The 18,564-nt window shown below is 44.5% G+C and carries 14 protein-coding genes and 1 riboswitch; of the genes, 6 read left to right on the top strand and 8 right to left on the bottom strand.

Annotation, left to right across the window (positions count from 1 at the left end):
- Nucleotides 1-405: 405 nt before the first annotated feature.
- From wecB to CKK03_RS22475, 7 genes are all read right to left on the bottom strand, one after another.
- Complete coding sequence (wecB, locus tag CKK03_RS22505) at nucleotides 406-1,557, bottom strand: non-hydrolyzing UDP-N-acetylglucosamine 2-epimerase (RefSeq protein WP_099364746.1); 1,152 nt, start codon at nucleotides 1,555-1,557, stop codon at nucleotides 406-408.
- 58 nt (nucleotides 1,558-1,615) lie between these two features.
- On the bottom strand, nucleotides 1,616-2,386 hold the full coding sequence (locus CKK03_RS22500; protein ID WP_099364745.1) for an SDR family oxidoreductase: 771 nt from the start codon (nucleotides 2,384-2,386) through the stop codon (nucleotides 1,616-1,618).
- Between the two features lie 93 nt (nucleotides 2,387-2,479).
- Nucleotides 2,480-3,109, bottom strand: a complete 630-nt coding sequence (folE, locus tag CKK03_RS22495) for a GTP cyclohydrolase I FolE (protein ID WP_099364744.1) — start codon at nucleotides 3,107-3,109, stop codon at nucleotides 2,480-2,482.
- A 108-nt stretch (nucleotides 3,110-3,217) separates the two neighbouring features.
- Nucleotides 3,218-4,300: a hypothetical protein gene (locus tag CKK03_RS22490; protein WP_099364743.1), complete on the bottom strand. Its 1,083-nt coding sequence runs from the start codon at nucleotides 4,298-4,300 to the stop codon at nucleotides 3,218-3,220.
- Nucleotides 4,284-5,618 (bottom strand): glycosyltransferase family 2 protein, encoded by a 1,335-nt coding sequence (locus CKK03_RS22485; RefSeq protein ID WP_099364742.1) that lies wholly within the window; start codon nucleotides 5,616-5,618, stop codon nucleotides 4,284-4,286. Before CKK03_RS22485 ends, CKK03_RS22490 begins: the two co-directional genes overlap by 17 nt.
- Nucleotides 5,611-7,323, bottom strand: a complete 1,713-nt coding sequence (locus tag CKK03_RS22480; protein WP_099364741.1) for a polysaccharide deacetylase family protein — start codon at nucleotides 7,321-7,323, stop codon at nucleotides 5,611-5,613. Before CKK03_RS22480 ends, CKK03_RS22485 begins: the two co-directional genes overlap by 8 nt.
- Nucleotides 7,320-8,933 carry a polysaccharide deacetylase family protein gene (locus CKK03_RS22475; RefSeq protein WP_099364740.1) on the bottom strand — a complete coding sequence of 538 codons (1,614 nt, stop codon included), beginning with the start codon at nucleotides 8,931-8,933 and terminating at the stop codon, nucleotides 7,320-7,322. Before CKK03_RS22475 ends, CKK03_RS22480 begins: the two co-directional genes overlap by 4 nt.
- Before the next feature lie 443 nt (nucleotides 8,934-9,376).
- Between CKK03_RS22475 and CKK03_RS22470 the strand changes: the two genes are divergently transcribed.
- Nucleotides 9,377-10,933, top strand: coding sequence for an ATP-binding protein (locus tag CKK03_RS22470; protein WP_099364739.1), 1,557 nt, complete (start codon nucleotides 9,377-9,379; stop codon nucleotides 10,931-10,933).
- Nucleotides 10,934-11,046: 113 nt separating this feature from the next.
- Here the strand turns inward: CKK03_RS22470 and CKK03_RS22465 are convergent, their stop codons facing one another.
- Nucleotides 11,047-12,234, bottom strand: coding sequence for an acetyl-CoA C-acetyltransferase (locus CKK03_RS22465; protein WP_099364738.1), 1,188 nt, complete (start codon nucleotides 12,232-12,234; stop codon nucleotides 11,047-11,049).
- A gap of 589 nt (nucleotides 12,235-12,823) precedes the next feature.
- On the opposite strand from CKK03_RS22465, the gene CKK03_RS22460 reads away from it, so the two are divergent.
- The 5 genes from CKK03_RS22460 to CKK03_RS22440 all read left to right on the top strand — a co-directional run bounded on the left by CKK03_RS22460 (nucleotide 12,824) and on the right by CKK03_RS22440 (nucleotide 18,421).
- The gene (locus tag CKK03_RS22460) at nucleotides 12,824-13,303 is read left to right on the top strand and encodes a sigma-70 family RNA polymerase sigma factor (protein WP_099364737.1); all 480 of its coding nucleotides are present in this window, start codon (nucleotides 12,824-12,826) and stop codon (nucleotides 13,301-13,303) included.
- 227 nt (nucleotides 13,304-13,530) lie between these two features.
- Complete coding sequence (locus CKK03_RS22455) at nucleotides 13,531-14,061, top strand: hypothetical protein (protein WP_099364736.1); 531 nt, start codon at nucleotides 13,531-13,533, stop codon at nucleotides 14,059-14,061.
- An 840-nt stretch (nucleotides 14,062-14,901) separates the two neighbouring features.
- Entirely contained in the window at nucleotides 14,902-16,185 is a 1,284-nt protein-coding gene (locus CKK03_RS22450; RefSeq protein WP_099364735.1) for a M20 family metallo-hydrolase, read from the top strand.
- 128 nt (nucleotides 16,186-16,313) lie between these two features.
- Nucleotides 16,314-16,415, top strand: a riboswitch (purine riboswitch).
- 111 nt (nucleotides 16,416-16,526) lie between these two features.
- Nucleotides 16,527-17,117 (top strand): xanthine phosphoribosyltransferase, encoded by a 591-nt coding sequence (locus CKK03_RS22445; RefSeq protein WP_099364734.1) that lies wholly within the window; start codon nucleotides 16,527-16,529, stop codon nucleotides 17,115-17,117.
- Nucleotides 17,117-18,421 (top strand): nucleobase:cation symporter-2 family protein, encoded by a 1,305-nt coding sequence (locus tag CKK03_RS22440; RefSeq protein ID WP_099364733.1) that lies wholly within the window; start codon nucleotides 17,117-17,119, stop codon nucleotides 18,419-18,421. The genes CKK03_RS22445 and CKK03_RS22440 overlap by 1 nt, the downstream gene beginning before the upstream one ends.
- Nucleotides 18,422-18,564 lie beyond the last annotated feature (143 nt).

Raw genomic sequence — 18,564 nt, 5'->3', positions numbered from 1 at the left:
ATTTTAAAAGAATTAAAAATGGCAGCGCATACAATTTGTGATTACTTTTCATACCTCCCTAAAAATAGAATTGTTGGTGTTCTCCCTGGTGAAAATTCGAGTCTTGAACTAATTATATAGTTCACCTTCTAACAGAGACAGTCCATAATAAGTCGATAAGTTGTCTTTATGGTGTCTTTAAGAGAGGAGAGAGGTAGGATCAAGGGAATAGTCGTCGAGGCTCCTACATAGGTCCTAAGAAGCAAAAATAGGTATATTATACTACTTCATAACAAATTACAACCATATAGAATAAATGCTCGTCTCTAGATAATGTTCATGAACATAAAAACAGCCTATCTTCATGAGCAACTCCTGCTCGAAAGATAGGCTGTTTGTGGGACAGAGGGACAGGTCCCATCTGGGTCAAGGGACCTGTCCCCGTGACCCAATCGCAAGTTCACTTTTTCTCAAATGGTTCAATATCACTTGGACAATTCGGTTTGCTGCTTCTCCATCACCATACGGGTTCGAGGCCCTGGCCATTTTTTCATATTCGATCGGATTTGTTAGAAGTTCGTGTGCGAGTGTGAAAATGGAATGTTCGTCGGTTCCTGCAAGTTTTAGCGTCCCGGCTTCAATGCCTTCGGGGCGTTCGGTTGTGTCTCGAAGGACGAGTACAGGTACGCCGAGCGATGGCGCTTCCTCCTGGATGCCGCCTGAGTCGGTCAAAATCAGATGTGCTCTGGCTGCAAAGTTGTGGAAATCGAGTACGGGTAGTGGGTCGATTAAGTGGATTCTTTCATTGTTTCCTAGAATAGTAGTTGCGGCATCTTTTACGGCTGGGTTGAGATGGACTGGGTAGACGACTTGGACATCATCATGGACCTGCGTGATTCGTTTTATCGCTTTAAAAATATTTTTCAGTGGTTCGCCAAGGTTTTCACGTCTGTGGGCTGTGAGTAGTAGAAGTCGACTGCTTCCAATTTTGTTCAGGATTGGGTGTTGGTAGGATGGGTTGACCGTTAATTTTAGTGCGTCGATTCCGGTGTTGCCGGTGATAAAAATTTGGTGCTCAGGAATGTTCTCGTCGAGCAGGTTTTGAGCTGATTTTTTAGTCGGTGCATAATGAAAATCAGCGATGCTTGTTGTCATTTTGCGGTTCATTTCTTCTGGGAACGGGGAGTACTTGTTGTGAGTTCTGAGTCCCGCTTCTACATGTCCAACTTTGATTTGATTGTAAAAGGCAGCTAGACTTGCTGCAAAAGTAGTAGTCGTGTCACCGTGTACTAAGACGAGATCAGGCTTTTCCTTTTGTAAAATTTCATCGATACCGGTGATGGCGCGGGTTGTGATGCTAGTTAGCGTTTGCCGATCTTGCATGATGTCCAAATCATAATGAGGTTTGATTTGGAAAGCGTCTAACACTTGGTCGAGCATATTACGGTGCTGCGCCGTCACTGTCACAATTGGGATGATGTCATGTGGGTGATTCTCGAGTTCCTTAACGACCGGCGCCATCTTTATCGCCTCAGGCCGCGTGCCAAAAACCGTCATCACCTTCATTTTTCGGTTCATTTAGTTACTCCTTTCTGGTGGGTCAGAGGGATAGGTCCCTCACCCCAGGCTGGGTGAGTCAACGGACCTGCCCCTTTATTTTATTTACAACATTTACCCCACCTGATGCCGAGATGACACTACCGGTGATAAAGTCTGAGTTTTCCTCGCAAAGAAAGGCGATGATTCTGGCAATATCTTCGCCGGTTCCTGGGCGGCCGATTGGGGTTTGGGGGTCTTTTCGTGCACGGGCAGTGGTGATGGTAGCTTCTTTCATGTCGCCAGTGATGTCTCCCGGGCACACCATATTTGCAGTAATTCCGTACTCGGCCTCCTCAAGGGCGATGGACTTGGTGAGCGAAACAAGTCCAACCTTGGCCGCACTGAAGGCAGCTCGATACATCCAACCTGGCGAGTTCTCGGCGTCCTGAAAGCCATAGGTGATAATTCTGCCGAAGTACTGGCTGCGCATCACAGGAATCGTTAATTTGAGAAAGTGAAACACCGAACTCAGGTTGCCTTCAATCATCTCATTCCACTCGTTCTCCTCGTAATCTACTAACTTTTTCCGTTCGAAAATATACGGGCCAGCGTTGTTTATGAGGTAGTCGATTCGTCCAAAGCGGTCCATTGCTTTGTGGAAGATGTTTGTGATATCCTCTTTTTTTGTGACGTCACCTTGTACGAATTGAATGCATTCTAAATAAGGCTTCCACTCCTGTTTCAGCACTTCAACGCGCGATTGGTCACTCCTGTAATTCACCGTCACCGAGCAACCCGATTTCAAAAATTCTTCCGTTACTTTTCTACCTAATCCCTTCGTTCCCGCTGTAACAATCGCATGTCTCACCAATCTCACCTGCCTTTCTGGTATAGAGTTGGGACCTATACCCGTGACCCGTGGTGGGCAACCCCACCTTGTGACCCACGACCCATTTAACCCTTATCGATTTAATAGTGTTAGGAATTCGAGGCGTGAGTCCGAGCGCTGCTCGAATAGACCTCTTACGGCCGTTGTTGTGGTTTCGGAGTTTGTTTTTTTGATTCCACGCCCACACATGCACATGTGCTTCGCTTCAATAACCACCATTATTCCCTGTGGTTGGAGGATTTCTTCGATGGCGTCTGCGATTTGGTTTGTCAGTGTTTCTTGAACCTGAAACCGCTTCGCATAGCCATCTACCATTCTTCCAATCTTGGAAAGCCCGGTCACCTTTTTATCCGGTATGTAGCCAACGTGCGCGACTCCATAAAATGGTGCAAAGTGATGCTCACACATGGAGTGGAACTCGATATTTTTTACAAGCACGAGCTCACGGTGTGCAACGTCAAATACCTTTTTCAGATGTTCCTTTGGATCTTCTTGATAGCCTTCGGTGTATTCGAGAAATGCTTTGAGTACCCGCTGTGGTGACTCGATAAGCCCGTCACGTGTCGGGTCGTCCCCACATAGTTCGATTAACTCTTTTAGCGCATCCGTGACTTGCTGGGCTTGTTTGATTTTTTCTGGCTTCCCTTCAAATATACGAGGAAATTTTTCAATTATGTTTCTTTCAGCATCTATTAAAGACATGTGTCGAACCTCTTTTCGTCAATGTAAGCATTAATTAACCTAGTAGTTCTCCTTTTGGACCGGATTTCCTTCCTACGAAAGGACTATTTGCTTGGACTGTAAGGGTGTTTACCTCCCCAAATACACCTGCTCCGCCAACATCGGCACGAGGTTGTCAAACACATGTGTGTTCCCGCTCTTATCGACCGAATAGCCGCCGTAATACGTACTATCCTTATCATCATTTCTAAACGCAATCATTCGACGGTAAATTTTTTCCGCTAACTCTTTTTCCCCTATTTCCACACTGTACATCAATAAAAATCCGTAAACCGACGGAGATTCATACTCGACAGTCGGCCGACCATTCTCCAATTTATACCGCCCGTAAACGACGCTAACCTCCGACATTTCTTTTTTTACAAAATCTAAAAACTCCTCCGACACAATCCCAAGCTTTGCCTGATGATAGGCAGCCAGCGCCTGATCGACCATATGAACCTCCTCGACGAAACGATAGCCGCGGGTCCCGTACGATATCGGATAAAATCCACCCTTCATAGGTGCCTCTCGTAAAATTCCAATCGTACGCTGAGCCGTTTCCGCATCAAGCAGTCCCCGCACCCACATTGACTCAATTGCCACCGGATCAATATAGGACAAACTTATCGTTTTCCCGCTATATCCATACTGCAAATCATAATAATCCGTTAGAAATCCAGCCTGGGGTTGGGATAGGAATTCACCGATTTTCAAAGCGTTTGCTCCATAGTTCCTGCCCCACTTTTTCTCGGCTTGAAACAAGGCTTCCATGATTCTCAAATCATCCACGAGTGCGTTTGTATAAACCTGACTCGTCCCCAATTCGTTCAGTTTCCAATATATAAAGCCGTCATCCTCCATAAAATAGGCCACCAAAGATTGGTGTGCTTTTTCAAAAAGCTTTCGGTCTTCCGCCACAATTGCGTATTGCATCCAAAGGCCGAGCGATTCTGACAGCGCCTCTCTTCCTTTTGCGAGATCCGCGTCAAACTCTTCGTCCGGAAGAACATAGGTCGCAATCGTTCCGTTCGTATTCATTAGCCATTTTTCAACGAAGGCCTGGGTAGGCGACGAGAGTTCATTATTCCAAAATAATAAAACGACGCAAACAACGAGGACAATGACAAGCAGCACCGCGACTGTTCTCACCCCTTTAGCCTGAACTTTCACCTTTAACCTCTTCCTTCACAGTGTTTTGGGACGAGGGACCTGTCCCTGTGTCCCTGACCGAAACCCCTGCCCCTGCGAATCTCTTTGTTTTGTACCATTTGACCTCTTGGCGGAGGAGGATTCTCTTTATTTCCAAGAAGGCTGAGTAGGCGACGAGGAGGATCCAGAGCTGGGAGTAGGTGAAGTACATGAGGATGACGGTGAAAAATGTTTTCGTATTAAGTTGGTCTTTTTCCATACTGAGGGTAAGGATGCCCTCGGTTACGAACAGCAAAAATCCGAGTATCAACAGGGCATACGATACGTACCCGATCGACAGGTTCAGGTCAACAAATAGATTCATAATAAAAATGACGTGTGACACCATGACGCCGCCGAAGAATAATAGATACGTAAAGAAAAAGTAAAACAAGTCGACGCCGACTTTTTTATTTTTCAGTTTAAAAAAGCGGAGCATGTATTTTGCGATCACGTACAGATTGCCGCGCGCCCAGCGTGTGCGTTGACGCCACCAGACTCTTAAAGTCTCGGGCTCCTGTTCCCAGGTAACGGCCTCCGGGAAAAAGCGGATGTAGTAGCCGAGATTGTACACGCGAAAACTGAGTTCCGTATCCTCTGACAAAGCCTTTTCATCCCAGCCGCCAAGCTCCTCGAGAATCGACCTTCTGATCGCAAAATTTGTTCCTGGAATGGTCGTCATTTTAAACCAATACCATCTACCTGCTTGGGCGAGCCACTGGAATGTGAGCGTCTCGATGTTGATTAACCGAGTTAACAGGTTTTTCCCCGCATTGATGACACGAAATTTTCCAACACTAGCACCAGCCTGAGAATCATTCATTAACGCAATCGCGTGCCAGTAAACTGCATCTGGCTCTGGCGTATTGTCAGCATCGTAGACACAAATAATGTCACCAGTAGCTTGTGCAAAACCGATGTTCAGTGCGGCCGACTTCCCTTTTCCACCAAATGGCGGCTTTGTGTGGATGGCTTTTATAAAACGATAATCTCGAGTGAACTCATCGACAATTTCACCAGTACGGTCACTTGAATTATCGTTGATTACAATCACTTCTAGCCGATCAAGTGGGTAGCGCAAAGCGCACATCGACTCGAGGGTGTCGCGGATAACAACCTCCTCGTTGTGGGCTGGAATGAGGATGCTCATCCTCGGAAACGGAGTGCGATTTTTCTCCCATTCTCGTGCTTTTTTGCGATACCTGACTGAATGAAGGTAGCCGCCCTGCATCAGGAACATGTGGTAAAACAACATCGACCAAATCAAAAAGAGGGAAATATACATAAATGTGTCAGCCATAATACTCCCTCCTCCATTTCCATCGTAAAAATAGTCCATATAGTGTAAAAAGAACAACAGCAAGCGCACCGGCTCCGACAAGCACCCATGTTAAATGCTGCGAAAAGTATTTAATTCTGTAAAAAAGATAGCTAGGGGACGATGCAAAAAGACCAGTATAACTGATGTCAACTTTGACGCGACCCTCTCCAGACTCAATCGTGACATTCTCGGAGCGAACGGTGTTGACCCGCTCCTTCAGGTCAATCCACTCGACATTCGGGATTTCTTCCAACTCTGCTAAAAGCTTTTGAAAGGCCTCCACCTTAAGAAACGGATGGTAGAATCCAGCAACAAAGCCGTCACGCATAATCGAATAGCGGTGCGCTTCCTTGATCATCGATTCAATCGCGTTCGGATCCTTCGGGTCAACAAAACCAATTGTTTCCGGCAACAAGGTCATGCCGTGGAACATGCTTGGCGCCGATTCCGCTGGAGCCGTCCCCATCACTTCCCAGTTCTCGTCACTGAGCTGGACTTGACCGACGTATGTTGAAAAGTGGTCCGACAACACTTTGTACCCATTTTGCGACATTGTGTAGTGAGGCGCCTCAAATGCAAGTGGGAACAGCCCGTAATTCACTAGCTCATCAATCCCGCGTTGAATTTTTTCTTTTATATAGTTCGTCTCGAATTCGAGCTGACTTTTTCGGTATACCTCATATTCAGCATCTGTTGCAAAATCACGACGAGTCTTTTTCACCACATCTTCATTTGCCTTATGGTAAATCGGCATATTGTTGTCGACATCCCAAAATTCAAAGCCCTCCCCCGTCTCACTTGCTTTGAATTGATGGGTGTAACCATGGAGTACAATGCTGCCACCGTTGTTTTGCATATACTTGAGTGCCTTTAAAAGATTAGGCGAGTCTGAAAAATGGTACTCTTTTTCTGTATGCGGATTGGTATAAACCGGAATGACCGCAACCATATACGGAATCTGTTTTTCTTTTAAAATCTCTGCTATTTCCATGACCTTTTTTGGGTCCGCCATCGGGTGAATGTCTTCTAGCCGGATATAGCCCGGGCGTATGTCGGCATGCTCATCTTCAAAGACAGTGTGAAGCGCATCGCCAAGGAAAATCGCCTTTGTATACTCAATAATTGGTGACGCGTAGTAATAGGTTTGATTTTTTCCGAGAAATAACGGGTACTCGTTTTCCGCACCATGACTTGCTTTCACAAGCGTTTCGGCGCCCTCCGCAGCTACTTGCAGGATGCTCTGAGGAAAAATAGTAATAGAGTCCGTTTCATTCGTGATTTTCGAAACCGACACTTCTCTTTCAACTTTCATAAAAGAAAATCGGTCCGCGAGCTGCTCAGAGTTGTGGCCGATAGCAACGAGAGTTCCAGTAAAATTCGTTAGTGCCTTTTTAAAATTGTCCGTTAGTGTTTCCTTGACTTGCCCGTGATAAAAGAGGTGTGTGACGCCAGCTAGATCCTTGGGTTCGACCTCCTTTGTACTTTTAAACGTAATGTCATCCGTAAAATGCCCGACAAGGAGATCCAGCACCCGCTGCTGATCCGTCATCTCCCCCGTCTGAGACGAAAACACCACCAACACCCGGTGGCGGTGGGACGAGGAACCTGTCCCCGTGTCCCGCCCAAGTCCTGCGTCCCAGGCTCCAAGAAGTAATATGGCGAGTAATAGTGGAATGATTTTCATGTTGATTCACCTCTTTTTAGGGAGATAACTGCAACAAAAAGTGTGATCGCGGCACCCATGAGCACCCAAAATGTATTGTCGCGAAACAATTGGAATAATTCAGCTAGGGATAGAGGAATCACTGTCTCGTCGACGAATGAATCACGGTCGATGTCCCAATCCATTTTGCCGTTATCTGATTCAATCCAGATCCCCTCTGCTTTCACTGTGTTCTTCAACTTTTTCAGGTCAATCCACTGGACGCCTGGTATTTTTTCAAATTCATCTAGGATTTCAATCAGTCCCCTTGCACCCAAGAACGGATGATAGAAGCCGCCAATGACGCCATCTCGAACAGTTGTAAAATCATGAATACGCGACTTCATTTCCTGAATCGACTGCGGATCCTCATAGCGCACATAGCGAATCGTCTCAGGCAAAAGCTGCATGCCATGGAGATAGGTCGGCTTCGTGATATAAGGCGACTCGGTCATGATGCGCCAATCTTTGTCTGTCAGCTGAAGTTGACCGATGATTGTTGAAAAATGTTCCGATAATAATTTGTAGCCGGTTTGGCTCATCGCATAATGCGGCGCCTCGAATGCGAGTGGGTGAAGCTCATACTCGACAAGATCCTGGAGCCCCTGTTGGATCCGATTATTAATGTATTTTTGTTCATTTTGAGTAATTGGCGAATTTCGTGTTGTGTCCCAGAATTCGAAACCATCACCGGTTTTCGTATTTTCGTATTGGTCGGTGTACCCATGAAGAATGATGCTTCCGCCATTGTCCTGCATGTATTTGAGGGCCGCGCGAACATCAGGCGCATCCTTAATGTGGTACTCCTCGTCAGTTTGCGGGTCGAGATAGACTGGAATGACCGATACCATATACGGAATGTCGCGTCGCTCTAGGATTCTCGCAATCTCCATCAACTGCTTCGAGTCTGAAGCCGGATTGACGTCCTCAAGTCTGAGATAGGCCTGAGTGGGCGCTTGGTGTTCCGTGTTGAGGACCTCGTGCAAGGCCTCAGCTAAAAAATTGGAGATAGGTGGAAATAAATTATTTGTCGCGTAATAATATTTATTTTCCTTTCTAACTAGGAGTGGGTAGGATTCGTTGGATAGCTTCGCTTCAATTAGAGTATCTGCGGTTGTTTCTATTTGGATGATGTTGGTCGGGTCGACTTTAATTGTTTTATTTTCTTCAGGAAGATAGAGTTCCTCGGTGTATAGCTCGTTTTGGCTCGCTTTTATAAATGGAAAAATCGCTTGTTGCTGTTCGATATTGAGACCAATTGACATGACGGTTCCGTTGAATGCGGCCATGATGTCAATAACCTTGGGGGGCAGTTGTTCCTGCGTTTGTCCGTAGTAAAAAAGGTGGGTCACACCCTTCATATCCCCGGCTCCAACCTCGCTGCTACTTTTGAATGAGATGTCTTCTGTAAAGTGGCTTATCAGCATGTCCAGTAGGCGCTGATGCTCATCGACTTGGTTAGTTTGCGATGAGAAAATGACCAGCACTTTCGGATCTTTCGCGGCCGCTTTCGGTGTTGGTGCATAAATGAGCCCTATCATTAGGGCAATGCTCATGATGATTTTCCAATTAATGTAGGTTCTCTGATTCATACCGTTCCCTCACATTTAATGCGTCCTATCATGAATATTCAGGCGGGATGGGCATTGGACAAGCCTCCATACTGTCCTCCCCTCCATTCCTCCCACCCAGACGAAAATGGCCCTTTCGCTGAATGAAAAAATACTCATATAAATAAACCTATGAGTCCCTTTTCCAATTTAGTATCACTATGTACATGTTCTCAAAAAAGAATTTGTGGATCATACCCTTGTCTAAGGGACCTGTCCCTCCGTCCCACCCCTTATTTCGACAGAGTTCGAGTAACCCAACTTAATTCTCGTACTACTTTTGTAGTATTTTGCACAAATGGGTCTGATTTCCACCCATTTTTATTGCAGTGGGGAATATTTTTCCGGTAAAATTTTTATAATTTAATTCAAAAGATTAACGCAATTATAGAATCTTAGTTTTTAAGGTGGGGGGCTTTCTTTTTATGGTTTCAAATGAAGTAAAAAATGAGGAGCAAAGGAGGGATTCACATTTAAGTCAGTTGGCTTCGGTAGGACAGATTGCGGCGGGAATTGCCCATGAAGTGCGCAACCCGTTGACAGCCGTGAAGGGGTTTTTGCAACTTCTTCAGAAAGAGGAGGAACATGCTTATCTCGATATTGCGCAGAGTGAACTAGATAATGCGCTTGTCACCTTGAATAATTTGCTTCAGGTGTCCAAGCCTGATTTAGAGGATGAAGACGCGCAATCGATCCATCTTGCTACAGAATTGGAATCCATTTTAAACCTTTTTTTAGATAAATTGTATAAAATTGAGATTGAGACGGACTTCCAACATACGGATGCAACCATTGTCGGTAAGAAAAATCAGTTCAAGAAAGCCTTTTTTAACCTAATAAAAAATGCGATTGAGTCCATTGAGGATGCCGGAAAGATTACGATTACACACCGTGCTGATGCCAAGGAAGTGATGGTCGTCATTCAAGATTCGGGTGTCGGTATCCCGAAGGAAAAAATGAATCTGCTCGGAACGCCGTTTTTTTCTACTAAGGACGCTGGAACCGGGATGGGGCTTGCTCAAGTGTTCTCCGTAGTGTACCAGCACGGCGGAGATATTTCGGTCGACAGTGAAGTCAATGTCGGAACAACTTTTACAATCAGATTACCAAGGCAACATAAAACCATAAATCGGGGTGTACGAAAATTGGATGTTGTTTATAAAGAGTCAATTCAGGAGTTTTTCCAAGCCAACAAAGCTTATTTTGAAGAAAAATTGCTTGAGGAAGCGATTAATGTAAAGGATAAAATCAAGGATATTCACAGAATCGGGAACATCAATCTTCTCGACAATGCTCACAAACTCGTACTCTATATCGTCGAAGAGCGCGAGCATGAATTGATTACGTTCGCAAAGCAGGAAGGTGCCGCCTGGGCAAAAAACTCGCTGACACTCGCGTTTAAGCTTGAATGGGTCCAATCCATTCGCCGAACGCTTTGGGACTTCCTGTACAATTACGACCTTTTGTTGAATAATGAACCTAGCCGTGACGACTTCTTTTCACTTGAAAAAAAGATAAATATTCTGTTGGATCATTTTTTGACTCACTTTTTCATCAGCTATTCGAGGTACAAGGACGAACTACTGGAATCTCAGAGACAGCTCGTTGAAAATCTGTCTGTGCCGATTATTCCTATTAACCAGGAAACGCATATCATTCCGCTAATTGGAGGAATTGATAAGATTCGTATCTTGACAATTGAGGATAAAATTTTGGCTAGCATTGAAAACGAACATATTCGCACGCTGATTATGGATCTATCCGGGGTCGCGTTCATGGAGGATGAAGTGATTTTTCGCTTTTTGAAACTGATTGAGGGCGTGAAAATGATGGGTTGCCAAACAGTCCTCACCGGCATCCGCGCCGAGATTGTGAAAAAGATGATTACGTTAGACGTCAGTATTGCGGATATTGCGGATTCGAAAGGAACCCTGCAGCTGGCGTTGAATGACTATTTATTTACCAGGGTTGCTGCGGAGTAGGTTTTTCTTAGTTTGTCACTGGGACGAGGGACCTGTCCCTCTGACCCACGGACAAGGAAGCTCGGACGCATTTAAAAAGGCCTTCAGATTTTTTTCTGAAGGCCTTGAATATCTTAAAAGCTATTATTTTCGATGATCATGGCGATTCCTTGGCCGCCACCGATGCAGAGGCTGACCGCTGCATATCTTTGGCCACGCCGCCTTAGCTCGTATCCTGCTGACAGTAGGATTCGTGCGCCGCTTGCGCCAACTGGGTGTCCCAGTGCGACGGCACCACCGTTGACGTTTGTTTTCTCTCGATCTAGTCCGAGTTCTTTTTCGACTGAGAGGTATTGGGCAGCGAATGCTTCGTTTACTTCGACCAAATCCATATCTGCTAAACTGAGTCCCGCACGCTCTAGTGCTTTTTTAATTGCTGGTACCGGTCCGATCCCCATGATGGTTGGGTCGACCCCCGCTACTCCCCACGAAACGACTTTCGCAAGAGGTTTGAGTCCATTTTCACGCACAGCTTTTTCACCCGCAACAACCACCGATGCGGCACCATCATTAATGCCAGATGCATTCGCCGCAGTAACAGTTCCGTCTGATATAAACGATGGGCGCAGTTTGCTTATCATCTCCAAGTTCACGTTAGGCTTGATGTGTTCATCTTTATCTATAAAAATACTACCTTTCCTCGTTTTCACCTCGACCGCGACAATTTCTTCTGCAAAAGTTCCGTTCTCAGCCGCCCTGGATGCCCTCAGGTTTGATTCAATCGCAAATTTGTCTTGTTCCTCACGAGTAATGGAATACTGATCGGCTAGTTTTTCAGCCGTCATGCCCATACCTTTACCTGTGTATTGGTCGGTCAGGGTTGTTAACAGCATGTCATCAAACTGTAGATTGCCCATTTTTGATCCGCCAAATCGCTGCTTGAAATTCGCATACGGGGATTGGGACATGTTCTCTGTTCCCCCTGCCAGCACAATGTTGGCGTCACCTACTAAAATATGATGAGCGGCCGAAACCACTGATTGCAGACCAGACCCACAAAGGCGGTTGACCATAAATGCAGGGACTTCCTGAGGAACGCCACTATGTAGGGCGATGTGCCGCGCCAGATAGGATGCATTTTTTTCCGTATGAATCACGTTTCCGTAAATCACGTGATCAATTTGCGCGGGGTCGACCTTAGATCGTTTCAAAGCCTCAACTGCTGTTGCGCGTCCTAGCTCGGTTGCTCCTGTCCCTGCAAACAATCCTCCAAAACTAGTAAACGCCGTACGAGCTCCATCAATAATAAAAATTGGTTCCATGACAATACCTCCTTTTATCACTAGTTTACCATGATACCAATCATATGTAATGAATATTCTGACTAGTTTATTTTTGGAAGGAGGTGTACATTGCTGCACACCTAATCTTAGACTCATTCAGTTGTCTTATGTCGAATCGTGGTTGCGTTTCTGTCGATTCAGGGTTGCATATATGTTTGTCGAATTCTGGCTGTTCCAATCAGGGGAAGAAATATCTAAATATGAGAACTATGTATTGAAAATGAAACGCTGGGATTATGATATGTAGTTGTTATGGAAGTAGGGTCTCTGCGTTTCAGCAAAGCGGTTGTAGGTCTTAAGTAGCATTTCTGTTTTTATAATAATCGATAATTCGACAAAACATCTGTGAACTTGGTCACATTTTTCAACATTTTTTGCAATTTTTTCAAGTTTTTTTCATTTCGATTTATTCAAACGTGAAGTTTCGCTATACCATACGTTACATACGACACCCTCCCCACCCCCTCATACGTGAAGTTTACCATTTGGACTGCACACCTTGTAACCTAGTAAATTGGTGTTACCGGCGGAATAAGTAAGGAACGCGTTCTTTAAAAGGACCATTTAGATGGAATTTGAGGAACTAGCAGAACAGTATAAACCTTTAATTTTTCAGGTGATAAAAAGTTTGCGCTTGTACGGAGACAGAGAAACATTTTTCCAGATTGGTTTGATTGGACTTTGGGAGGCATCGACCCGCTTTAACCCTGGGAAAGGTGTTGAATTTTCGACATTTGCCTTTTCAACCATTCGAGGGAAGCTCCTTGATCAATTAAAAAAAGAGGTTCGTTATCAGGAGCACTATCAGCCTACAGGTGAGCAGGTTTTTATGAAGTTCGCGGATAATTCGGAGGTTTTTCAAGTTGATTTGATTGATATGTACGGGGAAAAATTGACGAAAAATCAGGTGAAGTGGGTTCAAGGGCGGATTATTGAGGATAAAAGCTATAAGGAAATCGCGATTGAGCACAGGGTTACAGTGGAATCGGTGAAGTCGTGGGGAAAACAAGCGGTTAAAAAATTGCGCGAGATTATTATTTCAGAATAGTAATTTTAGAAGTGTTTTTCCCAAACAAACATTTGATTGAATTGCAATTTTATGTTCATACAAATGTTTGTTTGAATTTTACATGAGTCCTTTCGCTAGATTGCCAGTTCAAACAAACGTTTAATTGAATCTAAACAAGCGCTTGTTTGAGTTTTGGGCTCATTTTTCGAGGATAATGAATGATTAGGATTGTGGCAATGGGCAACAATGTATGGTGAGGTGAGAACATGATTAAGAGGTTGCTAATTCTCGCAATCATTGTAGAGCTTGGCGTGTTTTGGGTTGTGGTTCAAGAAAAGGAAACGGTCCAAGTCCAAGCGACAAAATTGCCGCAACGCGAGCTTCATTTGAATATGAAAAAGGTCCCTGCTTCTGAACCGGAACCTGCGGTTGAAACAGCGGCGACGACTGACCCTTTGGCGGTAATAAAAGACAAATATACGGTTGAATTTGAGAATCTAGAGAAGGAAACAAAAAAGAAAGCAAAGGAATTGCTGGCTCAGGCCAAGGCGGATTTTATTGAGGAATCTACCGATGGAATCGCCGCATTGCAGGTCATGAGCAGCTATTATAACGAGTTCAAGACGCTGGAAAAAGATACGGATGTGGCGTTCGAGAAGATCTATTCTGAGTTTGAGGCTGAACTAGAGGCAGGCGGCTATTCGAAGGACGAGGCCACCCCATTCCGGGATGAGTACGAGGAAAAGAAGAAGAAAATGCTGAAAAAAGCGCTTGAGGTTCAGGGGAGTTATGAGTGATGGCGCGGGGCTGTGAGCTGAGTTGCGGGAATTGTGTTCAAAGTTGTGCGGATTGTGCCCTGAGCTGGGTGGATCGTGACATGATATGAGGGATTGCGCTATAAGTTCGAGGAATTGCGTTTTATTCGGCGGAATTGTGCACTAAGTCCAAGGAATTGCGCTTTATTTGGCAGAATTGCTTTATAAGCTCGAAGAATTGCGTTATAACATTATTGGGAACTCCCCTGCTGATAATGCCGCAAGTGAGCGGCTTGCCCATGAACATAGAAGTGATACCAAAAAGAAGTAGCTACCTAAATCCTAGGCGTGGATAGGCGGTTACTTCTTTTTGTTTGCAACATTATTCATTTTTTTCGCTACTAATGCCACCTCAACAAGTTGAATTAAGCGGTTATTATGATTATAATAAAGATATAATAAAAAAGATCAGGTGCACCAACACCTGATCAACACAATTACATGCCGCAAAGTGAGCGGCTAACCAATGTCTTGAGAACTACAAAAATGAAGTAATCACCCAAAATCCTTTGGACTAGGTGGGGCGGTTACTTCTTTTTGTTTTCAACGAACAACATTACTACAATTGTGATGATCCCTAGCAAGACTAAATTAGCTTCCATTGCCACGGACATTGCCTCGTATGTCGTCATTTTTACCACCTCCCTTCAATCAGGAAGTGGCTAACCGCCCACCCGCTTTATGTAACTGCAACTCTATTTTAACATTTCAGATAATAGATTACTAGTATAAATAAGAACATTTGTTCCCTTTAAATTTGTTATAAATAGGAATACTATTGTGATAGAATATATTAAAAATTTCGTAAAGGAGCACCCTACCTTGAACTTATTAGACAAGTTAGTTTCAACTTATGATCTATCATTAGATAAAAACGGTGTAAGTGGCGAGCGTTTGGCGTCTCGCCTGTCTGCTCTTTCAGAAATTGGGTTAACTGCAGACAACGGTTCAAACCGAACTGGGTTTTCCCCTGAGGAAAAGGCAGCAAAAGATATGGTAAAGCAATGGATGAAAGAAGCAGGTCTCGTTGTAACCGAAGACGGTGCTGGAAATGTTTTCGGCCGTATCGATGGCAAAAATCCAAATCTACCAGCGATTATGTCTGGTTCCCATGTTGATAGTGTTCCAAACGGTGGACATTTTGATGGTCCACTTGGTGTGCTTGCGGCACTTGAGGTTGCTAGTGCATGGAAACAAACGGACTTTGTGCCGGAACGACCATTTGAAGTGGTTATTTTTACAGATGAAGAAGGTGCCCGTTTTAACGGAGGTTTTAGCGGAAGTGCAGCCATGATTGGGGAAGTAACAAGGGAGGAATACATTAAGAAAACAGACTTTAATGGCGACTCTTTTACAACCGTTTTAGAAAATATTGGACTTTCGGTTGACGGATATTTTAATTCAAAAAGAGATCTATCCAAACTCGAGGCGTTCGTGGAATTACATATTGAGCAAGGAAAAAGATTAGAAAAGGCTGGGGTGCCAGCTGGAATTGTGACCGGAATCGCTGGGCCATGTTGGTTACGAATGACGTTTTCGGGACTTGCTGGACATGCGGGCAACACGCCAATGGACGACCGCAAAGATGCGTTGGTTGCTGCAAGCCAGTTCATTCATGAGGTCCAATCTCTGCCTGGGCAAGTGAGTTCATCAGCGGTTGCAACCGTAGGTAAAGTCGATGTGCTTCCAAACGGCACAAATGTCATTCCAGGTGAAGTTCGCCTGACAGTCGACATTCGTGATATCAAAAAAGAAACACGAGACCGACTTATTGATATGGTGATTGAAAAAGCACAAACCATTTCTGAGGCCCACGGAATTGAACTTCAATATGAAGAAACTTTCCGTGAAGCACCCGTTCCGATTAGTGAAGACATGCAGAAAAAGCTTGAAAAATCTGTTGTCGCACAAGGAATTGAGCCAGTCTATTTACCAAGCGGTGCCGGCCACGACGCGATGATTGTTGGACACGTCCTGCCGGTAGCCATGATTTTTGCTCAGAGCAAAGACGGCGTTAGCCATAACCCAGCTGAGTGGACTTCTTTAAATGACTGCGTTCAGTCAGTCCATGTGTTGAAGGATTTTGTGGAGAATTACGATAATTGATCATATAAGAACCACAGGGACGGTTCTATTGGTTTTATGGACCAGGAGAACCGTCCCCATGGTACCCTCTTTTTCCAACACCAACCATTTACAAATTTCGCATGCCGTAATAGAATAGGTACATACCATTTTGAATATCGGCATTCACTCATATAATCACGGGGATATGGCCCGTAAGTTTCTACCAGCGCACCGTAAATACGCTGACTATGAGTGAGCAATGGGAATGCATTTATGCTTATTCCACTTTCCTTCGTTGAAAGCCTGAAGGTCATTGACTCACTCATATTTGAGGAGTGCAATGATGTTCAGGCTTTTTTATTTTAAAGGAGGAAACTTGTTTGGAACTTTTACAGCAGAAAATTATCAACGAAGGTAGAGTCCTTTCCGACCACGTCCTTAAGGTGGACGCCTTTTTAAATCATCAAATAGATCCTGTGTTAATGGTGGAAATTGGGAAAGAATTTGCGCAACGATTCCAACATGACCAAATCACCAAGGTGCTAACAATCGAGTCTTCAGGGATTGCGCCTGGAATGATGGCTGCGCTCGAACTCGGGGTCCCTGTGATTTTTGCTCGAAAAAGAAAATCTCTTACTCTCGTAAACGACCTACTCACAGCGTCTGTTCATTCTTTTACGAAAAATGAAACCAATGAAATTTCCGTTTCTCAGAAATTCCTTGAACCAACGGACAATGTGCTCGTCATCGACGACTTTTTAGCAAACGGGCAAGCAGCTCTTGGTCTTACTGAGATCGTTGAAAAAGCTGGCGCTAAAACGGCTGGAATTGGAATTGTTATCGAAAAATCCTTCCAAGATGGTGGAAAATTGCTTCGCGACAAAGGATTCAAAGTTGAATCACTTGCTCGCATCCAATCACTTCAGGGTGGAACAGTTACATTTTTAGAAGAAGTGGGGGTTGGTCGCTAATGAAGGGGAACTTATTCAAAACCGCATCTCTCGGAATTCAACATGTACTTGCGATGTATGCAGGAGCCGTGATTGTTCCACTTATCGTCGGAGGCGCTATCGGGTTAACTGGTGAGCAACTCACGTACCTCGTTGCAATCGACCTTTTAATGTGTGGAATTGCAACCCTGTTACAAGTATGGAAAAATAAATACTTTGGAATCGGGCTACCCGTTATGCTCGGCTGTACCTTTACAGCGGTCGGACCTATGATTGCAATCGGGGGAGAATACGGTATATCCGCTATTTACGGTTCAATTTTAGTTGGCGGAGTGTTTCTCGTTCTGGTTTCAACGATATTTGGTAAGTTAATCAAATATTTTCCTCCAGTTGTGACAGGATCAGTTGTTACTATCATCGGAATCACACTTATCCCTGTTGCAATGAATGATATGGCGGGCGGGCAAGGCAGTGCAGATTTCGGTTCGCTTCAAAATCTTGCACTCTCATTTGGAACGCTCATCTTTATTTTAGTGTTGTATCGTTTTGCAAAAGGTTTTATGCGTCAAATCGCCATTTTACTTGGGTTAATTATTGGAACAATCGTATCTTATTTCTTGGGTCGAGTTGATTTCTCAGCCGTAACGGATGCCAATTGGTTGCACATGCCAGAACCGTTTTATTTTGGTATGCCAACATTCGAGCCATCCGCAATCATCACAATGATTCTCGTGCTAATCGTAGGGCTTGTTGAAGCATCAGGCGTGTACTTCGCCCTTGGTGATATCACTGGTAAAAAGTTAACGGAAAAGGAATTGTCGAACGGTTACCGTGCAGAAGGAATCGCAACTATTTTAGGTGGGATTTTCAACGCATTTCCATATACAACATACTCACAGAACGTTGGACTTATCCAACTTTCAGGCGTAAAAAAGAACACCGTGATTTACGCAGCTGGCGCATTTTTAATCATCCTTGGATTCATCCCAAAAGTCAGTGCATTCACAACCGTCATCCCAACACCAGTTCTCGGCGGTGCGATGCTTGCAATGTTCGGAATGGTAATCTCTGCGGGTATTAAAATGCTAAGCAAAGTTGATTTTTCATCACAAGAAAACCTATTAATCATGGCATGTTCAATCGGTATGGGCCTTGGTATCACAACCGTCCCTACCCTATTCGCAAATCTACCTGAAGGCGTCCAAATCCTAACAAGCAACGGAATCGTCATCGGTAGCCTAACAGCCATCGTCATGAACCTAATCTTCATGAAAAAACCGGCCAAACAAACAGTCCAAGTCCTAGAAGGCCAACAAGCATCCTAGGCTGGACATTGGGACACAGGGACAGGTCCCTTGTCCCACCATATATTCCCAGGGTCAAGGGACCTGTCCCTCTGACCCAAAAGGAAAGCCAACACTATGGCTTTCCTTTTTTATTTTCACGTTACACTAACTGCGTTTACAGA

It is taken from the genome of Fredinandcohnia onubensis (assembly GCF_002734215.1).
Taxonomy (GTDB): domain Bacteria; phylum Bacillota; class Bacilli; order Bacillales; family Bacillaceae_L; genus Ferdinandcohnia; species Ferdinandcohnia onubensis.
The sequence above is the reverse complement of the archived record's forward strand: the minus strand, read 5'-3'. Positions and strand labels throughout refer to the sequence as shown.